At 57.0% G+C, this 20612-nt stretch carries 18 protein-coding genes; 8 read left to right on the forward strand and 10 right to left on the reverse strand.

All coding sequences use genetic code 11. From position 1 onward, the window contains the following. Positions 1–28: 28 nt before the first annotated feature. Genes RBB63_RS15685 through RBB63_RS15695 form a run of 3 tightly spaced genes read left to right on the forward strand, consistent with a single transcriptional unit; the run spans position 29 to position 5387 of the window. A complete protein-coding gene (locus RBB63_RS15685) occupies positions 29–958 on the forward strand; it encodes a hypothetical protein (protein ID WP_309385913.1) in 930 nt (309 codons plus the stop codon). Positions 959–969: 11 nt separating this feature from the next. After that, positions 970–1734, forward strand: coding sequence for a hypothetical protein (locus RBB63_RS15690; RefSeq protein ID WP_309385914.1), 765 nt, complete (start codon positions 970–972; stop codon positions 1732–1734). A gap of 20 nt (positions 1735–1754) precedes the next feature. Next, positions 1755–5387 carry a hypothetical protein gene (locus RBB63_RS15695; protein WP_309385915.1) on the forward strand — a complete coding sequence of 1211 codons (3633 nt, stop codon included), beginning with the start codon at positions 1755–1757 and terminating at the stop codon, positions 5385–5387. Positions 5388–5459: 72 nt separating this feature from the next. Here the strand turns inward: RBB63_RS15695 and RBB63_RS15700 are convergent, their stop codons facing one another. The 6 genes from RBB63_RS15700 to RBB63_RS15725 all read right to left on the reverse strand — a co-directional run bounded on the left by RBB63_RS15700 (position 5460) and on the right by RBB63_RS15725 (position 9631). Next, positions 5460–6269, reverse strand: a complete 810-nt coding sequence (locus RBB63_RS15700) for a metal ABC transporter permease (protein WP_309385916.1) — start codon at positions 6267–6269, stop codon at positions 5460–5462. Then, positions 6269–6988: a metal ABC transporter ATP-binding protein gene (locus tag RBB63_RS15705; protein ID WP_309385917.1), complete on the reverse strand. Its 720-nt coding sequence runs from the start codon at positions 6986–6988 to the stop codon at positions 6269–6271. Before RBB63_RS15705 ends, RBB63_RS15700 begins: the two co-directional genes overlap by 1 nt. Before the next feature lie 6 nt (positions 6989–6994). Further along, positions 6995–8017 carry a metal ABC transporter substrate-binding protein gene (locus RBB63_RS15710; protein ID WP_309385918.1) on the reverse strand — a complete coding sequence of 341 codons (1023 nt, stop codon included), beginning with the start codon at positions 8015–8017 and terminating at the stop codon, positions 6995–6997. 50 nt (positions 8018–8067) lie between these two features. Next, complete coding sequence (locus RBB63_RS15715; RefSeq protein ID WP_309385919.1) at positions 8068–8451, reverse strand: Fur family transcriptional regulator; 384 nt, start codon at positions 8449–8451, stop codon at positions 8068–8070. A 232-nt stretch (positions 8452–8683) separates the two neighbouring features. Beyond that, positions 8684–9178, reverse strand: a complete 495-nt coding sequence (gene sixA / locus RBB63_RS15720) for a phosphohistidine phosphatase SixA (protein ID WP_309385920.1) — start codon at positions 9176–9178, stop codon at positions 8684–8686. A gap of 45 nt (positions 9179–9223) precedes the next feature. Continuing rightward, positions 9224–9631 (reverse strand): hypothetical protein, encoded by a 408-nt coding sequence (locus RBB63_RS15725; RefSeq protein WP_309385921.1) that lies wholly within the window; start codon positions 9629–9631, stop codon positions 9224–9226. A 147-nt stretch (positions 9632–9778) separates the two neighbouring features. On the opposite strand from RBB63_RS15725, the gene RBB63_RS15730 reads away from it, so the two are divergent. After that, positions 9779–10549 carry a hypothetical protein gene (locus RBB63_RS15730; RefSeq protein ID WP_309385922.1) on the forward strand — a complete coding sequence of 257 codons (771 nt, stop codon included), beginning with the start codon at positions 9779–9781 and terminating at the stop codon, positions 10547–10549. A 619-nt stretch (positions 10550–11168) separates the two neighbouring features. Further along, positions 11169–13745 carry a di-heme oxidoreductase family protein gene (locus RBB63_RS15735; RefSeq protein ID WP_309385923.1) on the forward strand — a complete coding sequence of 859 codons (2577 nt, stop codon included), beginning with the start codon at positions 11169–11171 and terminating at the stop codon, positions 13743–13745. 251 nt (positions 13746–13996) lie between these two features. Here RBB63_RS15735 and RBB63_RS15740 read toward each other — a convergent pair whose 3' ends face one another. Both RBB63_RS15740 and RBB63_RS15745 read right to left on the reverse strand, forming a co-directional pair. Beyond that, the gene (locus RBB63_RS15740) at positions 13997–14440 is read right to left on the reverse strand and encodes a hypothetical protein (RefSeq protein WP_309385924.1); all 444 of its coding nucleotides are present in this window, start codon (positions 14438–14440) and stop codon (positions 13997–13999) included. After that, on the reverse strand, positions 14437–16404 hold the full coding sequence (locus tag RBB63_RS15745; RefSeq protein WP_309385925.1) for an O-antigen ligase family protein: 1968 nt from the start codon (positions 16402–16404) through the stop codon (positions 14437–14439). Before RBB63_RS15745 ends, RBB63_RS15740 begins: the two co-directional genes overlap by 4 nt. A gap of 120 nt (positions 16405–16524) precedes the next feature. Here RBB63_RS15745 and glnA point away from each other — a divergent pair, with 120 nt between their 5' ends. Together glnA and RBB63_RS15755 are read left to right on the forward strand one after the other, a co-directional pair. Then, the gene (glnA, locus tag RBB63_RS15750; protein ID WP_309385926.1) at positions 16525–17934 is read left to right on the forward strand and encodes a type I glutamate--ammonia ligase; all 1410 of its coding nucleotides are present in this window, start codon (positions 16525–16527) and stop codon (positions 17932–17934) included. 58 nt (positions 17935–17992) lie between these two features. After that, positions 17993–18490, forward strand: coding sequence for a cyclic nucleotide-binding domain-containing protein (locus RBB63_RS15755; protein WP_309385927.1), 498 nt, complete (start codon positions 17993–17995; stop codon positions 18488–18490). Between the two features lie 82 nt (positions 18491–18572). Here the strand turns inward: RBB63_RS15755 and RBB63_RS15760 are convergent, their stop codons facing one another. Then, positions 18573–19433: a hypothetical protein gene (locus RBB63_RS15760; RefSeq protein WP_309385928.1), complete on the reverse strand. Its 861-nt coding sequence runs from the start codon at positions 19431–19433 to the stop codon at positions 18573–18575. Positions 19434–19655: 222 nt separating this feature from the next. After that, complete coding sequence (locus RBB63_RS15765) at positions 19656–20063, reverse strand: hypothetical protein (protein ID WP_309385929.1); 408 nt, start codon at positions 20061–20063, stop codon at positions 19656–19658. On the opposite strand from RBB63_RS15765, the gene RBB63_RS15770 reads away from it, so the two are divergent. Beyond that, the gene (locus tag RBB63_RS15770; RefSeq protein ID WP_309385930.1) at positions 20048–20524 is read left to right on the forward strand and encodes an SRPBCC domain-containing protein; all 477 of its coding nucleotides are present in this window, start codon (positions 20048–20050) and stop codon (positions 20522–20524) included. The two genes, RBB63_RS15765 and RBB63_RS15770, sit on opposite strands and share 16 nt — an antisense overlap. Positions 20525–20612 lie beyond the last annotated feature (88 nt).

Genomic DNA, 20612 nt, shown 5'->3' on the forward strand with positions numbered 1-20612 from the left:
CCGAATCAACCGCCACAGATCAAAAGCAATGCATTGGGCTTGGCTGTGCATTTTACTCATTTCACTGCCTGCCGTTGTTCGAGCGGATGGGACCATCACTGAAACCTATGACCTGACAGCAGGTTGGAATACGGTTTACCCCAGCGTAGCTCCCACTGAGCCCAAAGTGGCAGATGCATTTGCCGACCTGCCCGACGGTAGTCGTGTATACGCTTACTTCCCCGCCGAAAACCCTGGCCGATTTGTCGATAGTGGATCCGACGCCGTGTGGAATGGTCCCAGTTGGCAGCGATGGAGCAACACATCGCCCGAGAGCGAGTTGAACGACCTGTATGCAGTGGTGGCGCAGATACCAATGGTCATTTACGTGCCAGAGGACGCCACGCTCTCTATCGAAGGCGCCCCCGTGGCGACTATTGCAGACACTGGAATTTACCAGTTTGATTTACGCGGCCTGATCGTAGATGAGGACAACAGCGTCACCTTCAATGAATTCTTTTCTGCGACGAACCCGCCAACCGCTGTTTTCGATCTCGTGGACGGTCGTTGGCAGGAAGTATCTCTGGACACTGTAGTCGAACGCGGTCGTGCTTATTGGTTTTATCACGAAGACGCCACCAGCTACGATGGCCCGCTGCGTTTTAGGAATCTTCCCTCCGGTTCATTGTACTTCGGCGTAGGTTTCACCACCATCGATTACTCAACCCGTCTGGATTCGACTTCTCTGGTCATCGAACTCGTGTCCGGCAGCATCGACCTGGAGATTGGTGATGGCTTTCTGGCCGATGAGTTTTCCGCTTTGCTGGATGAGATTACGCTCAGTGAAATTTCAGCGTCTCTGGTTTCGAGACTGCAACTACGCCTGGCAAGCGCGAGCGAGAGTATCAGCGGAGAAGCCGTAATTTGCCTGAAAGACTCACTGGGCTACAGCGCACGGTACTTAACCATAAACTTTTAATATTCTGCACGATGATATTTAGACACCAGAAATTTGCCGCACGCTGGGTGCATGTCTTGCTGCTTGCTCAGTCTTTACTGGTCACTGCTCATGCGGATGATTCCACCGCAGGTTTGTGGGTCGGCACAGTGGTCATGGACCGTGTTTCGGAACTGACGCCCTCGACCGATTCTGTCAGCGAAACAGCGACTCCCGTTGCGAGCCCGTTGTCGGTTCGTATATTAATCTTCATCGATGACACTGGAGCGGCCTCCATGCTTAAGTGGGCTACGCTAATGCGTTATCAAACAACGACGGGCGACGATGACGACTTGGAAGAAATCGTTATTGTCGACACCGATGATTTTTATGTGTCGGGAGTCATTGGCTACACCACTGATGGCAATCGCTACATCGGACGGCGTTTTTCCACGGCATTTTATGATTGGAGCGATGATGGCGCACTGAGCATGGATGGCGATGTGACTTCTGGATCACTGAGTACAACGCTTAGCCTCACTGCGACCTACGCCACCAATCCGTTTTACCATCGCTACCATAACATGCATCAAGAGGGGCGCGACATCACGCGTTACATAACGATTGATAATTTGGCGAGTATTGAGCAAACCTCCACGGAAAGTTATGCGGCTCTATCAGGTGATTACATGGAAGTTATCAATGGACTTGCCAACAATGACACTGACACGACCACACGCGACACTTCCATCATCATCCAAGGCACCGTGTATCTGGTCCAGGTATCGAGCGTTAGCTCATTGGGGATTCCAGATTAATCAGAAAAGCAGGCTGCGTCATGACATCGAACACATTCAGAAATTTCTTAGCGGTCACACTTTGCTCGGCATGCCACTGGGTTTATGCCGGCGTGCCCGAACCCGACTTCATTGTTTATGGAAAGATCACCGATACTGGCGGGATCCAACCGATAGCGATCGATCAAGGGACATTGCGCTGGCAACTCTCTGGCGCGGGTAAGGAATTATCATTCGAGACCGACGTTGAAATTTTCGGGTCCGATACGACCTTCTCCTATCGCATCAGTTTCCCAGCCGAAGTTGGCTTTCCAAGCTTTCCCTCCAAGACAACCGTCGATCTGGAAGGAGACGGTGAGCGATACGCCACATCAACCATTGAGCTGGAATACCTCGGGCAAATCTACTCAGTGAATGTCGACCGAAGCGACAGCGATGCGATGCGACTGGAGCAAGACCAGCGTGGGCGCAACTTCCGCATCGACCTAGATGTTCATTTACCGCAACTCGACTCCGATGGCGATGGCATGCCGGATAGTTACGAGGACCAATATGACGGCTTGGATAAATTAGTCGCCGACGCCGATGACGACCTCGATGGAGACTCCGTCACCAATGGAGATGAATACGCCCAACAAACCGACCCATCTGTCGCCGATACCGCGCCAACGATCATCTCTGATCGATTGAACGCCATATTTGGCGGCGCCGTCGCACTGCGCATTGATATCGCCGACTTGGATGATAATCCGACCATCAACGCACTCGCGCCCGACCTGTCTGACCAAGCGGATGTCGTCATCACACTCGATGCGATCTCCGCCAACTTTGCGCTGCAAAAAATAACCGCTGGCGCGGGCAGTGGCATCGACGCTTACCAAACACTGGCTGTTGGCAGCACCTTTACTCTAGCGGAGATTTACAACGGACAAATTCTGCTGACACACGATGCCTCGGATATCCTGGATGGCGTAATTTCGATTTCCGTAACGGACTCCACTGGCGGCAGCGACTCCGCCGATATACCGATTAAAGTCTGGAATCCGGCTGGGCCTGACGGTGACGACATACTCGCCTGGATCGACGCCACCGCTTCCACGGTGGATATCTTTGGCAAGTCGGTCGTGACTGGTGAAGTCAACGGACGAACCTCGATCCTCTTCGATGGAGCGACGCGCTACACGACAAGCACAAAGGGTTGGCTGGCCGACGATGGCTGGCACATCAGCGCCGCCTTTACCAGTGAGTCCGCCGAGAAGCAGCAACTCTACAACACGCCACGCGGCGGGTTGCGTCTCTACGCGTTCGACGATTTACTCTTTCCCGGCCACCTGAAACTAACGGGGAGCAACCAATCTCTGGTCAGCGAGTCGTCCACCTCCATGGGCGAATTGACCTTGCTCAGCGCCAGCATGCACGACGGCGAGCGAGGGTTTTCAGTCAATGACTCCAGCCCTGCGGGCAGCTTCGAACTAGCGAACGACAACACACTGTCCGCGCTTGATGAAATTGGTGGCAACGCAACCAACGGATATTTTCAAGGCGGTTTGCATGAACTGATGATCTTTGCGGATGAGCTCAATGATTATGACTTTGCCGACCAACAATCCTATCTCAAAGCCCGCTGGGAGAATTCAATCATCGTCGATGCTCTGCAATCAACCAGACCGGTATTCTTCATTGCCCCGTCTGCGCTACTGAGTGAGGACGATTATACCAGCAACTTTACGCCAAACTATGGAGAGGCTGTTTCTCACATTCTTCTGGGCTGGAACCGCAATGTAGTCGCCTATGGCGGCTACGCGGATGACGAGTTCTGGGTTGGCGGCGGCAATAGTTGGCTGGCCGGAGGAATCGGGGCCGATCAATTCACTTACCTGAGTGGCGGAGAGGAACAAGTCATCGCCGATTTCAACGAGAGCGAAGGCGATACCCTGGCATTACAGTATCTGTTCAACGGCATAGTCTCGGATGAGATCGAAAAGTTCGTCAACATACGAGAAGATGAGTCCGACGCCTTGGTTGAGGTGTTCTTGCAGGGCGATAACACGCTCGATCCGGATCTCGTCGTGCGCCTGCTCAATCGAAGCGATCTGGACCAGAGCCAACTGGCTTCGCTGTATGCAATGGGCGCCATCGACTGCGGCAGCGTCCGCCCTGCCCTGGAGCTACAAATGAATACGATCGACGGCGAGGCCGTTGAAGTCGACGATAGCCCTGCCAAAATTGGCGTCACGCTGGTCGAGGGAATTTGGCCGGAAGGAAAATACGTCCACCTTGACCTCGATACCGATCAAGTCCTCGGCGAGGATTTTCGCCTGTTTGCTAATCTCTACGATCCCAATCTCGGAGCCTACGTTTTAACCGAACTCTTTGATTACCGTGTGCCGGTGAGCCTCAAGGAAAATGATAAAGTCATTCAGGTTTCCATCCAACCCATCAGCAATCAGCAGACCGAGCCTGAGCGCACCATCGCGGTGAACGCTATTCCGCAACCAAACCGCTTTACGTTGGATGAGACGTTCGCAGCGGCGGAGGTGACCATTATCGATGGACTCCCATACCTCATCATTCAACCGACCATTGCCGAACTGAACCCAACGCTCTCCGGCGAAGGTTTCCGCATTACGAGAGTAGGCGTTACTGATGTGCCGCTGACCTTTGACGTCGTCATGGAAGGCACTGCGATAAACGGCACGGACTACAGCTACGTCTCGACTCAGCACACATTGCCCAGTGGATCAGAAGAGATTTTAATTCCCATCAACGCCCTGCGCTATGCGCAAAGCCAAGGCTCAAACGTAGTCGCTCTGCGCTTGGCGAGCGGGACCAAGTATCAGCTCGAATCATCGACAACGGCTCAGATCATACTGACAACCGAAGCCATCGTAATCAATATCGATGCCGTCCAACCCAAGGCGGTCGTGAGCGACAACAATCCCGAAGCGCTGATATTTTTACAACTGACTGGGCAACCTTCGAGCAACGTCACCATGGTGCCTGTCGAGTTTCACGGTAATGCGAAACTGTCAGAATACAGCATCAGCGTCATCAACACTCAGGGCAGTGAGCTCCCGCTTTCGATTAATTCCGTGACCCGAAGCGGCAACATATTCCTGTTGCCCGGAGAAACATACGCCATGATCAAACTCGTTCCCAAGAGCAGTATCGATCTTTCCGGCGGGAAAAAGTATGTCGATGTGAACCTGGGCGATCCTGCCAGCGGCTCCACCTACTCCGTCGGCAATCGTGATGAAGTCACGCTCTACATCGTGGGCGACTTCTCAACCTGGGCGCAGGCTAATAACAATGGTGAGGCGATCGATGACCTCGGACAGTGGGCCTCCCAAACAGCCAATGGCCAAGGCGTCTCGAATCTACTCGCCTACGCTTTTGGACTCGATCCACAAAATCCGACAATCGCCCAAGCCGGAATCTTCTTCGAAAGAAATACGAATCAAAATCTGGAGCTGTGGATGCCGTATTACCCGGGAGCAGTCGGCGTCGAAGTTGAGCTGCAACAATCGCTCAGCTTAGGCAATGACTGGGGCGCGACCACAATGACTCCGGTCCGATCTGAAGTGCGCAATGGCCAAGACTATCAGGTTTACAATCAAGACTCTGAACCACAAGACGCAGCGTTCTATCGGGTGCAAGTCGATTTGGTTGAATAGGCAGGGCTTATTCGCAGGAAGACGGCATCTACTGACAGCGCTGCATTAGCTCGATGCGCATTTGCTTTTGCCTTACCGACGTAAGACACGCGCGAGCCAACTGATTGCGAAGCAGGCCGTCGCGGCGAGGACGATCGCCGCACCTGAAGACCAATCATAGTGGTAGGAAACCAATAAGCCAACCACCACGCTCAGCACGGCCACCGCCACGGCTACCAGCATCGCCGAGCACATCGAACGCGCCCAAACCAACGCAGCAGCAGCGGGCGTAATCAACAGCGCGGTTGCCATCAGCGCCCCGACCACCCGCACCGCCGTCACAACGCTAAGCGCAGTCAGAACAAGCAAAAGCGTCCGCATGCGATTCGGCCGCGCGCCGATGACCCGCGCGTATTCCGGATCGACGGACGCTAACTCCAATTCCTTGTGAATCAAGGACACCACCAGGAGCACGATGACCGTCACCGCGCCAGCCAATTGCAAGTCCTGCTCAGTCACGCCGAGAACGCTGCCAAAGAGCAGCGCGTTGAAGTCTCGAAACGAATTCACTTGGCTCATCATCAGAACCCCCAGTGCAAACATCCCGGAAAGCACTACGCCAATGGCGGCGTCTTCGCCGACTTCGCGGCACCGCGCCAACCAGCCAACGCCAAACGCAGTCGCCAAGGCCGCGCCCAGCGCGCCCCAGAAAATGTCCACGCCACGCAGGAAGGCGAAGACCATGCCCGGCAACACCGTATGCGACAGCGCTCCGCCAAAAAACGACATGCGCCGCTGCACAATGTAGACGCCAATCACCGCACAATTCACCCCCGCCAGCACGCCGGCAAACAGCGCGCGGAGCATAAAATCCGTTTCGAACGGCTCCAGCAACCACTCCATTACGAGACTGCCTCCTCGCTAAAATGCCCATCACGCAGACGGTAGCGCGCGTCAAAAAAGCCCACGCCAAACTCCAGATCATGCGTCGCCGTCACCAGTGTCTTGCCCTGCGCCTTGAGGCCATGCAACGCATCTCGGATTAGCTCGCGGTTTTGCTCATCCACCGCATTGAAGGGTTCATCCAGGAGCAGCAAGTCTGCGCCATGCAGGAGCGTTCGCGCGACCAGCAGGCGTTGTTGTTGCCCGCCTGAGAGTTCGTTGATCCGGCGCTCCGCCAACTCGCTCAATTGCAATTTTTCGAGCATGGCGCCCGCCGCGTTGCGTTGCGCTTTCCCCGGGCGCAGAAACCAGCCCAACTGAATGTAACTGCCAGTCAGCACAAAACGTCGCACCGTGATGGGGAAATCCCAGTCGATCTCGCGATGCTGCGGCAGATAGGCTACCTGGTGATGACATTGCCCCACAGCGTGCCCCAACACGGTTATCTTGCCTTGGCGCAGCGTAAGCAACCCGGCAACACTTTTTAATAACGTCGATTTACCCGCGCCGTTTTCGCCCAACAATGCGATGCTGCGACCGCGATCCAAGGTGAAGTTGACGCCGCTGACTACCGGATGATCTTCACCAGCATAGCCCAGCGACACGTCGTCAAACTCAAGCGCTGGCGCGTCGTGCGCATGATGGCCGCCACAAGTGGCATGATAACGAAGCAGGCTCACAGGCGATTAGCGAAGTGCGGAGGTGATGGTTTCAACGTTTACGCGCATCAGCGTCAAGTAATCCGGCGCAGCGCCATCTGGCGGTGTCAGGTTTCCCGTATAGAGCGCATCCGGCGGCGGCAGCTTGGACTCGAGCGCGACCTGCTCAGCCAGACGCGGATTCGCGGAAGCGTCGTAGAAAACTGCGGGCACATTGAGCTTCCGAATGAATTTAAGCAGATGTGCGAATTGCTTGGCGGACGGGTCGGGCGCTTCAGTGGAGACGTTGCCCAATATGCTCATTGGAGTGAAAAAACCATAGCGACGACCGAAGTAGCGCAGGTTGTCATGATAGTTGATCAAGATACGCCGACTGGCGGGAATTTCACCCAAGCGCGCCTCGGCCCACTCGTCCAACTCAATCAACTTGTTCAAGTAGGCTTCACGACGCTGATCGTATTTCAGCGCATTTTGCGGATCTAGTTCCACCAGCGCAGTGTTGATCATAAGCACCATTAAAACGACCTGTTGCGGGTCCAGCCATACATGCGGATCATACTCGGCATGATCGTGGCCATGGTGGTCATGCCCGGCGTGGCCAGTTGGCATGAGTGGGATCATCGCCGCCCATTTTTCATTCGCCTCCAAAGCATCTTCCTTACAGCACGGCGGCTTGTGCTCGGCGTCAGCATAGAGCATGGGCATGTCGAGCCAGAAGGGCTCGCCCGGCTCCATCAGGTCCAGCCCATCCGTCAGCTCCAGCACCATGGCGTGACTGCCACTGGCGGTAATCGCGTCATCGAGCCAAGTCTCCAGCCCCGCCCCAAATGCGACAACCAGATCCGCCTTGCCCAACTGCCCAAGCTGGCGGGGGGAGGGCTCGAAATGATGTGGGTCCGCTCCCGCATCCGCAAAGGTCGTCACGACCACCATTGATCCACCCACTTGGCGCACCCAGTCAGCCACAATGCCATTACTCGCAACGACATTCAGCCCCGCACAAAGACTCGCGCCTCCAAGCGATAGTAGCCAGACCATTAAAAACTTCATCCGGCCAAACTTGCGGACCCGATCAATAGAATGCAAATCTATTGCAGTAGCTAAGATTCCTCGTTGGCGAAACGGCCGTAGATGAAAATCTCAATTTCCTCCGCTTGGAATCCCTTCGGCAAACGATCATGCTGGATCTTAAAATCGACGCCTTCCGCCAAGTGCACCTGGTTGGTGTCCCGGCAAACCACCAGCGTGCGCTGACTCCCCTGTGGCAACATATAGCAGGTGCGATGGCCTGGCACTTCGATGGCCTCAATTTCCTTATTATCGAGTAACAACTTGATGTTTCGATAAACAGTCGCAATCCCCAGACCGGGGGCTGCCGCCGAGGCGCGTTCCAGAATTTCCTTGGGAGTAAGCGGGTGATCCGCATTCGTCAAAGTCACCAAAATGGCTGCTCGTTGCTTCGTATCTCTAAAGTTTTTCCCCATTAAATTACCAATTCCCCTAAACAATTGACTATCAATAAATTGATTTTCAATGCAAAAATCAGAAAATATGATACTTAATACTATTGATAATTGATTATCGGAATGGGGTCGTTGAATACGTTGAAGAATGATAAACTGAATGTGAGCACAGGAGACTTTTAGAGCACTTTCACCGCATCACAGTGGTGGGAAAACCTGCCCCCTCAACTTTCGGAAATTGGCAAAGACTTGTCTAAGAGGCCAACGCTCGGGGAATCACAAACCAATTCATGATCCACACGCCAGCGGGCCGGTCTGCACGCGGCGGCGAGCCACGCTCCAGGCAGAGCAAACCAGTCTTTTTAAAGTCAATGCAATCGGTGAAGGCATTGCCGGTTAGCAGCCACGAAGCCAGGATGGACAAGTGTGGATTGTGCCCCACGAGCATGCGATCCTCCCCGCCTTCGTGCAGCCAATCGCTGAGGGCCAACGGATCATCCATCGGCGCCAGGCCCGGCATTTCTTTCAGCGGGACGTCCAACTGTAGCCCATCGCGAAAGAGTTCTGCGGTCTGTCGGGCGCGCACCAGCGTGCTGTGGTGAAGGGCGGGCAGGTTGGCGAATTCCTTGGCTTTCAGCCGACCGCAAAGCTTGTCGATCGAGCGCTCGCCTTTGGGCGTGAGCTCACGGGCTTGGTCAGTTGGCGCGTCGTAGGTGGCTTCAGCGTGTCGCAGGAGAAAGAGCTTCATGCAGCTAGCCTGGGAGAATTCCGCCGCGAGGTCGAGCCTGCGCAGCTACTCATCTTCATCGACGCTGGGGTCGGCGCCGGCGTTCGCGGGCAGCTCATGCGGCAGCGCCCAGTAATAAGTCATCAGCCAAAGGCTCCAGGCCCATGGATAAATGACCGGCGGCACGACGATGCCAATGATCACGCCCAGCACGCCCAAGGTCGTCAGCGAAATGACACCCAACACATGCAGGATGAACAACGGCGGCAGGCAGCCGAAAACCGTGAGGCCATAATTCCACACTACGGCGCCGAGGAAAAAACCGTCACTACGCGACAGCTTCAAACCGCAGCGCGGGCAGCGATAGTGCAACCGAAACCACGAACGAAAAATCGACCGTCCGCCGCAGTTGGGGCAGCGATTCGTCAGGCCGCGCAAAACGATTTGCGCCCGGCTTACATTCGGGGGAAGCATCTTGGCACCATGACGCATTCGCCGGATGATTCAAGCTCCGCTCATGAAATTGCCGAGGGGGGGGGCCGGCGACGCGCCACAGCAGTCTGCAGGGAACGCTGGGAAAATCATTGCCATAGCGCGAGTGGAGCAATTACTTCAACTTGCATGCCCAGTGATTCGCTCTTACCGACGCCAAAACGCCACATTCCCAAGTGGCCGTTCTGGGTAGGTGATGTCCTGCTAGTAGGAACCGGCCTTGCGCTCGCCTTTTCCCAAGGCGCTCCCCTGCCCCCGCTGGCGATGGCCTGGGTGGTCATTTCAATCGTGAGCGGCGCCGTGCTGGCCTGTGCGCCGTTTTTGGTGGAATACATCGTGAACGCCAAAGGCGGGGGGGGCGGCGACTGGGCCGAAGTCCGCAACAAGGTCGTCAAATTGGAATTCCGACTGGCCGAGCTGGAGCTCAATGGCGGCGGCGCTCCGGAGTCCGCCCGTCTCGCGCAGAGCCGTTACTCACGCTACACGGAGGACGAGGAAGACCTCGGCGTGGGCGCAGTCGTCAAGCAACCCAAAGCGGAACAGCCCACGGAAACGCCGAAGCCGATGGAGCTCAAGTTTGGCCCGACCGGGGCCGCCCTGGTGGGCAAAGGTCCTTCCACGCCGACTGAGCAAGCCCAGGAAGTTGCCCAGGAGCCACAAGACGAAGCCGACACGCCGCCCAAGCCCAAATCCAAGCCGCCCTTCCGCATCAGCAAGGCGCCGATTACGGAAGCTGCGGGGGGGGACGATGAGGACGAAGGCGACCTGCCGACCAGCCTGGACGACATCGGACCCGCCGAAAAGCGTGACCCCAAGCACCTGCGCAAGGCGCTTGACCAAGCGCGCAAGGAGGCAGGCTCCAAGGCCGTCGCCCGACTGATTCGCGGCGGCAAAAGCTGATTTTTTCTGATGGAGGGGGGGGGGTAGTCCTGCCCCGAGCAGCGACTTTCAAGGAACAAGAAGCCCGGCCCAAAGCCGGGAAATGGCAATAGGCGGCGCGATGCGGCGGGCTGGACAATTCCAGGCGCGCCGAGGCGTTCGACCGCAGGCTGGCATAGACTAGTGTGACGACGGCCAAGCGTTGACTTGGATTAAACCTGGAGCGTTGCACAGCGATTGCCTGTCACGCAATCGGGCGCAAATGGGCTCCATGAAGGTCCGGCGCCGCGCGCAGTCGCGAGCGGCCAGGGGGGACGTCGCGGCGAAAGCGGCGCGTCCCGGTTCGTTATGGCGGATGGGGCATGGGCATGACGGAATGATGGGTTGGCGGTTGGAAAAAGACGGTTTCAGCCTACCAGATCGGAGCATGGACGCAACATTTTTAGCTGAACATAAGAATATTAATAGTGAAAGCTACTCACTGTTAACTCGCCTTGATGATCAACAGCTTACACTGCAAAATGCAGGATTTTTGCAAAAGGTGATAATCGATTATCTTTTCATGTGGGGGAATATTGCGCGGCGCGGTTCATCTCATCATCAACAGCCTCCCGCCTCCAGCCAGCAACACCCAGCATCCATGAACCGCACCCTCATGCTTCTACTCGTCAGTGGGCTTGCCCCACTGCTGACGTCGGCCGCGCAAATCGAATTTGTGGACGACGTGCACCGCATTACCTGGCTTGCCGACGACGGCATGGTCTACCTGACCGAGCGCTCCAGCGACCTGAAATCCTGGTCGCCCATTGGGCCAGTCTACCTGGGCTCCGACACCGAGCGCAGCTACGACGCGACGCCCGACGGCGGGGAGTTCGCCTTCTACCGCCTGCTACGCCTACCCGAGGACAACGTGAAAAGCGCGGTAACCGACGGCGTGCAGCCAGAGTATCTGGCGTGGGTGACCGAGGGCGACGACGGCGAGCTGACCTTTGAATTCCTGGCGCTCGTCGCCTCCGACTTCGCCGACATCCACTACGCCGTCAACGGCGGCAGCCAGCTCAACCTGCGCATGTCCGGCGATGGCCCCCGCTTCAGCTACACCGTCTCGGACTTGGCGGACGACGACGAGATCAGCTTTTACTACACGTTTGACCGCGAAGGTCCCGTGGAAGATACGCCGAGCTACACGCATCTTTACGCCGGGGACAACTCCGGCTCCGGCAATGGTGGAAACGGCGGCAATGGCGGCGGCGAATACGAAGACGTGCTCCCGGCGCCCGACACCTACGCAGGCTACACCCACGGCGTCGACTACGCCAACGGCCAGGCGACGATCCGCATTCGCCCAGGCTACACGCCCAACAACATCATCGTCAGCTACCAGCTAAACGGGGGCGGCGAGCAAAGCTACTTCATGACGCTCGACGGCGACGAGTGGGCCTACACGCTCAGCGCCAGCGAAGGCGACCAATTGGTCTATTCCTTTTACTCGATCGACCCGAACCACATCCGCAGCACGACCTTTTCACGCGTTGTCGGCTCCACCCAGCCAGAGGAAGACGAGCCGCTGGAAATCATCGCCGCCGGGCGTTTCCGCGACCGCCACGAGAACGAAAGCCGCTTCAACAGCTACGTGGACAACTACTTCGACGCGAGCTACTTCGGCCTGCAACTGCTCGACTACGGCACAGGCGTCGACGTGGTCGTCACCCCCTCGGACGAAGTGAATTTTGTCGACCTGAAGCTTTATGACCGCAACGAAACCCCACACGAAGAACGCGAGCTGGAAGAGCGCGCGGATTATGAGCAGGCGATCCGCATGTTCGAAGTCGACGGCCAATACTTCTGGCGCATCGAGCCAGTGGAGCCCGGTAATTTCGTGGACCTCGAGTTCACGCTGCAGCGCACCAGCAGCGGCCAACAATACTACACGGCGATCTTCCGGTTCTACGTGGGAGACGGCGCGCTGACGCAACGCATCGACGCCCCCGAGGCCTACAGCGGCGGCGCCACCACGGTCGACGTCTACACGGAGACGGAGTATTCCTTTGCGCAATTTGCCCACAACGCCCTGCCCGACACCTTGCGCGACTTCCTCAACGGCAAACGCATCTTCGATCAGGAGTTTGACGAAGCCAGTGGCCTCGGGCCGCTTTACAACGCGAAGTCGTGCTTCGAATGCCACGTCAACGACGGCTCGGCCCGCCCGCCCGCCACGTTTGACGCCGAGATGGAAGGCATGCTTTTCCGCGTGGCCGACAAGAACTCCGGCGGCGTTGATCCGCATGCAGATTTTGGCATCCAGCTCCAGGACCGCGCCATCGATGGCCACTACGCCGAAGGGCGCGGCCATGTGAGCTATGGCGACACGCCCGGCCAGTTTGGCGACGGCGCGGCGTACTCGCTGGCTGATCCCAGCTACAGCTTCTCCGGCCTGCAAGGGCCCGGCATCCTGACGGCGGTTACCTCGCCGCGCGTGGCGCCCAAGCTCATCGGCATGGGCTTGCTGGAGGCCATTCCCGTCGAAACGCTTGAGAGCTGGGAAGACCCGGACGACCTCAACGGCGACGGCATTTCGGGCCGCATCAACTGGGTTACCGATCCTGAGTCGGGCCAAGCCGCCCCCGGTCGTTTTGGCTGGAAGGCGTCGCAGCCTACAGTGCGCGCGCAAACGGCGATCGCCCTCACTGAAGACATTGGCGTGAGCAACCCCATTTACCCGGACGGCGGCGCCGAGCTCAGCGAAACAGATTTTGACCTGGTCGCGCACTACACCCAGCTCCTGGGCGTGCCGCTGAAGCGTGACCACGACTCGGCCGATGCAGTGGCCGGCCAACAACTATTTACGGAGATGGGGTGCGTTGCCTGCCATGTTCCTACTACTGCGACCGGCGACATCCATACGCTGACCGAGTTGCGCGGGCAACGCATCCACCCGTATACCGACCTGCTCCTGCACGACATGGGCGACGGCCTCGCCGACGAAGTGCTCGAAGGCGCCGCCTCCGGTCGCGAGTGGCGCACCGCGCCGCTATGGGGCATCGGCCGCACCGAGGAGGTCAGCGCCCACTCGCGCTACCTGCACGACGGCCGCGCGCGCAACCTGACCGAGGCCATCCTCTGGCACGGCGGCGAAGCCGAAACGGCAAAAGAAAATTTCCGCACCCTCTCCTCCGCCGACCGCGACCGCGTGATCGCGTTCCTGAAGAGCTTGTGAGGGCAGCAAGAAATGTAACCGAAAGTTATGAGCACGCGCCCGTCCTGAACTCAGCGAAGGGCTGTGCCTAACGAGCAGTTTTATCCTGCTGGCAAAGAGGTGGCGCGGATCGTCTCGATCCGAAGTTCCATCTGACAAGCCAGCATATTGCAGTGCGGATCGAGACGATCCGCGCCACCTTTTATGGTGAGGCAATATCATTACCTGCCATGAACAACGAGCGCTACCAAACCTTAAGCGGGAACCTTGCCCTACCCGAACTGCCGCAGGAAATCGTTGCGCCAGTGGTAGTGCTCCAGCAGCGAGGGGTCGTCTTCGCCCAGGAGCTTTTTCGCCAAGTAAAGCGCCTCGACGGAGGCCAGTCCACGGGCCGGGTCTTCGGCGATTTTGCTGACTCGCGGGTAGGCCGTGCGCACATGCATTGGCAAGGTTCGCAGGATGGGTTCACCGTGCACCTTGTCCATGAGTTGCGGCAAGAGCCGCCAGGTCGAATCGAGCAAGAGCAGCGGTTTGCCAGCATCGGCGGGGGAAATTTCCGGCGCGTCAATGGCCAGCAACAGGTAGCCCGTCGCGTCGAAGGTAAAGTGATCCGTCGCCTTGAAAAATTCGAGGTCTGGCCGCCCGCGCAGCGGCTCAAGCGAGCATTTGCTCAAGCGCTCTTTGGGGTGGCGGATGATGGTGACGGGCGTGCTCACGGAACGAGGATTTTGCGACGGAGATCGATGGCGTCCTCATTGCCCGGCTCCAGGGCGATGGCCCGCTCGACTGCCTCCAGGGCCTGCGGACGCGTGGAATTCAGCAGGTTGAGGTGCAGTGCGTAGTAATACCACACATCGGAGTAGTTTGGCGCGACCTCGGTTGCCTTTTGATAAGCGTCGCCCGCCTCGACCAGGCGACTTTGCAAAGTCAGCGTGTTCCCCAGGTTAATCCATGCTTGGGGCAACCGCGGGCAGATCTGAATCGCCGTCCGCGCATAGCCCTCCGCCTCCTGTCCAAATGCTTCGCCTTGTCCGGGATAGAGAAACTCTTGCGACGCAACGGCGTTGCTGAGGTCTGACCAGGCGTCTGCGTGGTCCGGCGTCAGCCTGACGCCTTCATGGAGCAGAAAAATCATTTCGGAGAAGTAAGCCTGATCCTGCTTGTGGGCAGCGATGTCATTGGCAAAACCGTCGAGCATGCGGCGGCCGTTTTGCGCGAAATAATAGCCCTTGAACACCGGCAGGCTCCACAGGGGAATCAGCAACGCCAGCCCGAGCCCGACAAAGAGCACGCCAAATTGCCAAGGCGCCGTCCGCGGCAAGGTCCAACGCTCCACCGGCGCACACTTGCACAGCAGGCCCAAGTAGAGGAAAAAGAGCATCATCAACGCCGGTGTCTTCAAGTGAAACTCCATCAGGCTATGCCCTAAAAACAAGAGAACACCCAGGCCCAGAATGCTGATTAAAAACTTGGGCGTGGGCATCCGCAAAGTGTGCTTGCGGTCGTTGCTGCCGCTGACTTTGACCGCATCCGGTTGGTTGCGCCATTCGCGGAACGCCAGAAAGAGGATCAGCCCCACAGGCGCCCAGAAGAGAAAAAAGCCAACGACTCCCTGGTCGGCCAACATTTCCAGATAATCATTGTGCGCATGCTTAGGCGTGCGGTTAAAGCCTTCGGGCCGTTGGTTCTCGAAGAGCACGTCGTAACCGCCCATGCCATTGCCCAGGATCGGCGCATCCAGAAACTGCTGCCAGGCCGCTTGCCACATCACCGGGCGACTCGACTCTCCGCCAACTTCAATCGCCGTCGTAATGCGCTCCTGAAACTCGTCATTGAACACATACAACAGGCCAAAGGCGCCGCTGAACAGCACCCCCAGCAACAGCCAACTCGTGATGATTGAACGCACCTTCGCATGTATCACCAGCGGCAGCAGAAAGATGCCAATGATCACCAGAAGCAACGCCCCGCGCGACATCGACAGGAACACCGCGCCCAGCGAAATCAGCCCCGCGTAAATAAAGAACGCCCGGGCCATCCCGGTAAACCTTCGGCAAAATCCGGCCGCCAAAACAGGAAAGCCGATGATCAGCATGAAGCCCGCAAACGCCGTTGGCGCGCCAAAAAAGCCTGAGGCCCGCCCGTGATATTGCTCCGGCAGGCGAACGCGATAGCTCGCGCCTTCGATGGGGTCAATCACACCTGGCAGCCAAGTTGGCTTATGGAAAAACTGCATGATCGCGATGGCGACCCCCAGTGTCGCCAAGGCAATGAGCACTGAGAGGAGAAACCACACGTGGTTTTTGGTGCGGAAGCTTTGCACCGCCAGCCAGAAAACCGCCACGCCCTGCACCATCGTCATCAGCTCCTCCCGCCCACGCCAGACAAACGGGCTCAGCAGATAGAGGTTCAACGCCATGTAAATGAGCGCGGGGAAAAAGACGAAGCCCAACGGGTTGATTTTTACCGCTTCACGGATGCTGCCCGCGACCAGCCCCAGGGTGTGCAACGCCAGGGCCACTCCCACAAAGCCCGTGGAAATGATCATCGTATCCGGCCGCGCGCCTCCCAATTGGTAGGCCAGCAGAAACAGCCACCCGCAGACGCAAAGCGTCACTACCCAATCAAGACAATTGGCCAGCGTCAGTTCGCCAAATACGGCGACCTTATGGTGCTTCATGTAACGCGCCGCCATCGGGCTGCTAGTCGGTGTTTCGGGGAATGAGAATCAAAGCCATGGTTATGCGGGCGCGCTAAATGCTCGCAAACCTAAAAAACATGTCTTTTGCTCCCTGACACCATGACACCGAAAGAAGTTATCGCTCTGGCCCAGGCCCAAGACGTCAAAATGGTCGACTTAAAGTTTTGCGACCTCCATGGCGCCTGGCAGCATTTTACCGTCCCCGTTAAGCAGCTGACCGAAGAATTATTCGAGGATGGACTCGGATTTGACGGCTCCTCCATCCGTGGTTGGAAGACCATCGAGGCCTCAGACATGCTCGTCATCCCCGATGCGACGACGGCCTGGATGGACCCCTTTACCGAAATGGCCACCCTGAGCCTGCTCTGCGATATCGAAGACCCCGTCACCCGGGAGCCCTATGAACGCTCTCCCCGCGGCGTCGCTCGCAAGGCCGAGCAATACCTGCTTTCCACCGGTCTTGCCGACACCGCTTTCTTTGGCCCGGAAGCCGAGTTTTTCATTTTCGACGACGTCCGCTACGGCGGCGCTAATAACGAGGCGTTCTACCACGTGGACTCCGCTGAAGGCGCCTGGAACACCGGCCGCGAAGAGTTCCCCAACCTCGCTTATAAAATCCGTAACAAGGAAGGCTACCTGCCCGTCCCCCCCGCCGATCGCGGTATGGACATCCGCAACGAAATGGTCTCCGTCATGATGGAGCTGGGGCTTGATGTGGAGGCGCAGCACCACGAAGTCGCCACTGGCGGTCAGGGCGAAATCGACCTGAAATACGACACCCTGCTCAAGATGGCGGACATGATGTGCGTTTATAAGTATGTCGTGCGCAACGTCGCCGCCCGCCGCGGCAAGACCGCCACCTTCATGCCCAAGCCGCTCTTCAACGACAACGGCTCAGGCATGCACACCCACCAGTCTCTCTGGAAAAAAGGCAAGCCGCTCATGTCAGGTGAAGGCTACGCCAACCTCTCGCAAAACGGCCTGTATTACATTGGCGGCCTGCTTAAGCACGCCCCTGCCCTCTGCGCGATCACCAACCCGACAACGAATTCCTACAAGCGCCTGGCGCCGGGCTACGAAGCCCCCGTCATGCTGGCCTACTCCGCGCGCAACCGCTCCGCGATCTGCCGCATCCCGACCTATTCCAACAGCCCCAAGGCGATCCGCGTCGAGTTCCGCTGCCCGGACCCCGCCGCCAACCCCTACCTGGCATTCTCGGCCATGCTGATGGCCGGGCTGGACGGCATCGAAAACAAGATCGATCCCGGCGAGGCCATGGACAAGAATCTCTACGACCTGCCGCCGGAAATCGCGTCCAACGTGCCGCGCGTGCCCAGCACCCTTGGCGAGTCCCTCGAAGCCCTGAGCAACGACTACGAATTCCTCCTCAAAGGCGAAGTGTTCACTGAAGATTTCATTAAGAATTACATCGCCATTAAGCGGGCCGAGCACGACGCGATTCGCTTGCGTCCGCACCCGCATGAGTTTAATATGTATTTTGACGTTTAACCAGTTCGTATATTATCCATCATTATAACTGGCGCAGTAACACCGGACCATCATCACCATGCCTAACACCAACGCCATTGAAGGCGGCGCCGAACTCTTACGCCGCCATGCGCTGTTTCATAAGATCAATGACGCAGCTCTCGAGCGTTTCCTCAACGTTCTCCAAGTCGAAAACTTCCACAATGGCGACGCCATCATCCGCGAGGGTGAAACCGGCAACCGCCTTTACATGATCTCCACTGGCCGCGTGGTCATCGAGAAAAAAGTCTTTAACAAAGAGGCCATCACCTCCGAGCGTATCGCCGTGCTGCAAAAGGGCGAAACCTTTGGCGAGATGGAGCTGGTCGACAGTCAACCCCGCTCCGCCACAGTCCGCGCGCTGGAAGACACCACCTGCCTCTCCCTCTCCCGCGAAGACCTGCGCTACGCCACAGAAGACGACGTCATGACCTTCTCTCAAGTCGTCATGAACCTGGCCCGCGAGATCAGCCTCCGCCTCCGCAACACCGACGTCTGGCTGGCCGGCTCGCTCTTCAGCATCCGCCAGCAAGACTGATGAGCGTCACTGCTTTTACCAAGAAAAAGACCGCACACCTGGGCGGTCTTTTTTTATGTTATCTGGAAAAAGTAACCCAAAATCAGCAGCTCTCGCCTGCCTCCATAATTCCGATGGCCTCCTGATAAGCGGTAGAATCTTCCAACAAGGCGCCAAACCCCTCTTGTGACAGCTGGGCAGCGAATTCTTCGTAATTCTTTATCGAATCCGAAACGCTAGACTTGTCTTGTTTAAACTGCGGAACTTCGGGATCTTTAGATAATTCTATCGGAGGAGTGACGATCTCATTGAGCCTTTCCACCATGATCTGCGCGGGCAAAGCATCCCCGCCAGACTCATATAAGCTTTCGTAGGAGACGTAGACATAGGGCGTCGAATGCTTGCGGCAACAACGAGCTGTCTCTTGGAACATTTGGCCCATTTCTTTTGCAAATTCAATGACCTCCCGCGCATTCAATTCAACTTTAAGATCAGTCGTGTCTACGTTAACATAGGAATCGAGCATTTTCGCCTTCGCAAAAGATAACTGAATGCGTAAGGGATTACGAACAATCAAAGCAACCGCAACCCCGCGGCGACGGATGATCAGGCGCTCCAATTCAGACATAGATATTTGCCTGAGGTTGGGGAACACTTTGTACATGATCTGCTTGTCGCCAAACGCTTCCCGCGCATCCCTCAGCAGTTTCAGCAGCTTACGCTTGTTCTTCTTTCCCAATTTTTTCAACGCTTCATCATCAAGCGAAAACTTCTGAAGTAAATACGCCCTGATTTGATTGTTTACGTATGCGCTAAAGGGATGAAAAATTTCGTAGTGCACCGCCACCTCAGGGCAGGCCGACAGCTTCGTGAATAAATGATTAGTACCAGTTCTTCCTGTGGATACGCAGCAAATTTCGTCGATGAACGAGCTTTGCTGGACTTTACGGAGGAAATTGATCATCTGGTGTTCATCTTTCAGCGCGATAGATGGGTCAAGCGCAGATTTGTAAACTGCACCAGTCGTATCGACAGGAATCTACCGGTCACATGCGCTTCAGCCACTCGGGCGCCTTCCTCATCAGCGCCGGAACGACCTACCTGCTCATGCCATCGGAAAAGCTCGGCATCATCGTGCTGACCAACGCCCCCCCCGTCGGCACCGCCGAATCGGTCTCCAAAATGTTTATGGACTACGTGGAGCTCGGCGCCCCCGCACATCGATTGGATTACCGGCTACGAGCAGCTCTACGCCGCCTTCCGCGATAATCCCAGCAAGCTCGCCGGCAAAGACTTTCCCGCCAACCCGCCCGAGGAAGTAGTCTACCTCATCTACGCCAGCGACGATCTGGAGCGCGAGCACGCCGAGGTCCTGGCCACCTTTGAGGACAACCGTTGGCTCCTGGGCACAGGCTCCGTCCTGCAAAACACGCCCATCACCGGCGTCGACACCATCCTCGACTACCAGACCATCCCTGGCCTCGACTCCCGCTTTCTCTGGCTCGGCGTCCAGCAGCGCAACTAGCGCAAGGTCGAGAATCGGCTTTACGCAAGAGCGATTTCGCAGAAGATTTCCGCATGGCAGCGCAACCATTCGAAGTGAATTCGCAGATGCTGATACGGGCGAGGCGGGAACGTGTCTTTGACGCATTCGTCAATCCCGAGCTAACCACCAAATTCTGGTTCAGCAAAAGCAGCGGACGTTTGCAGCCGGGGGCCAAAGTCGTTTGGGAGTGGGAAACATTCAACCTTTCCGCTCCAGTAACTGTTCTGGAGTTTACCGAAAATGAAAGACTCGTCTTCGAGTGGGGCGATCCGGCAGAGAAAGTTGAGTGGGACTTTATTCCACGCGAAGCAGACCAGACCCTCGTCAAAATAAAAACCTACGCCACGGGTTCGGAAGACCAGCGAACCGCCACCGCAGTCGATCTCAAGGGTGGCTTCACCATGGTCTTGGCCGGAGCCAAAGCGCTCTTGGAGCAAGGCGTGACATTAAACTTAATCACGGATCAATTCCCCGACGACTGCCCCTACCATAGCGACGAAGCCAACTGAAGCAACCGAGCCAAAAGAACGTTTCCTATACTGGTGTTTCCCAAAAGCCTACTGCTTCTTTTTCAAAAAGCCTTATGCTGTGTTTTGA

The sequence above is a fragment of the Cerasicoccus frondis genome (assembly GCA_031296915.1).
Taxonomy (GTDB): Bacteria; Verrucomicrobiota; Verrucomicrobiia; order Opitutales; family Cerasicoccaceae; genus Cerasicoccus; species Cerasicoccus frondis.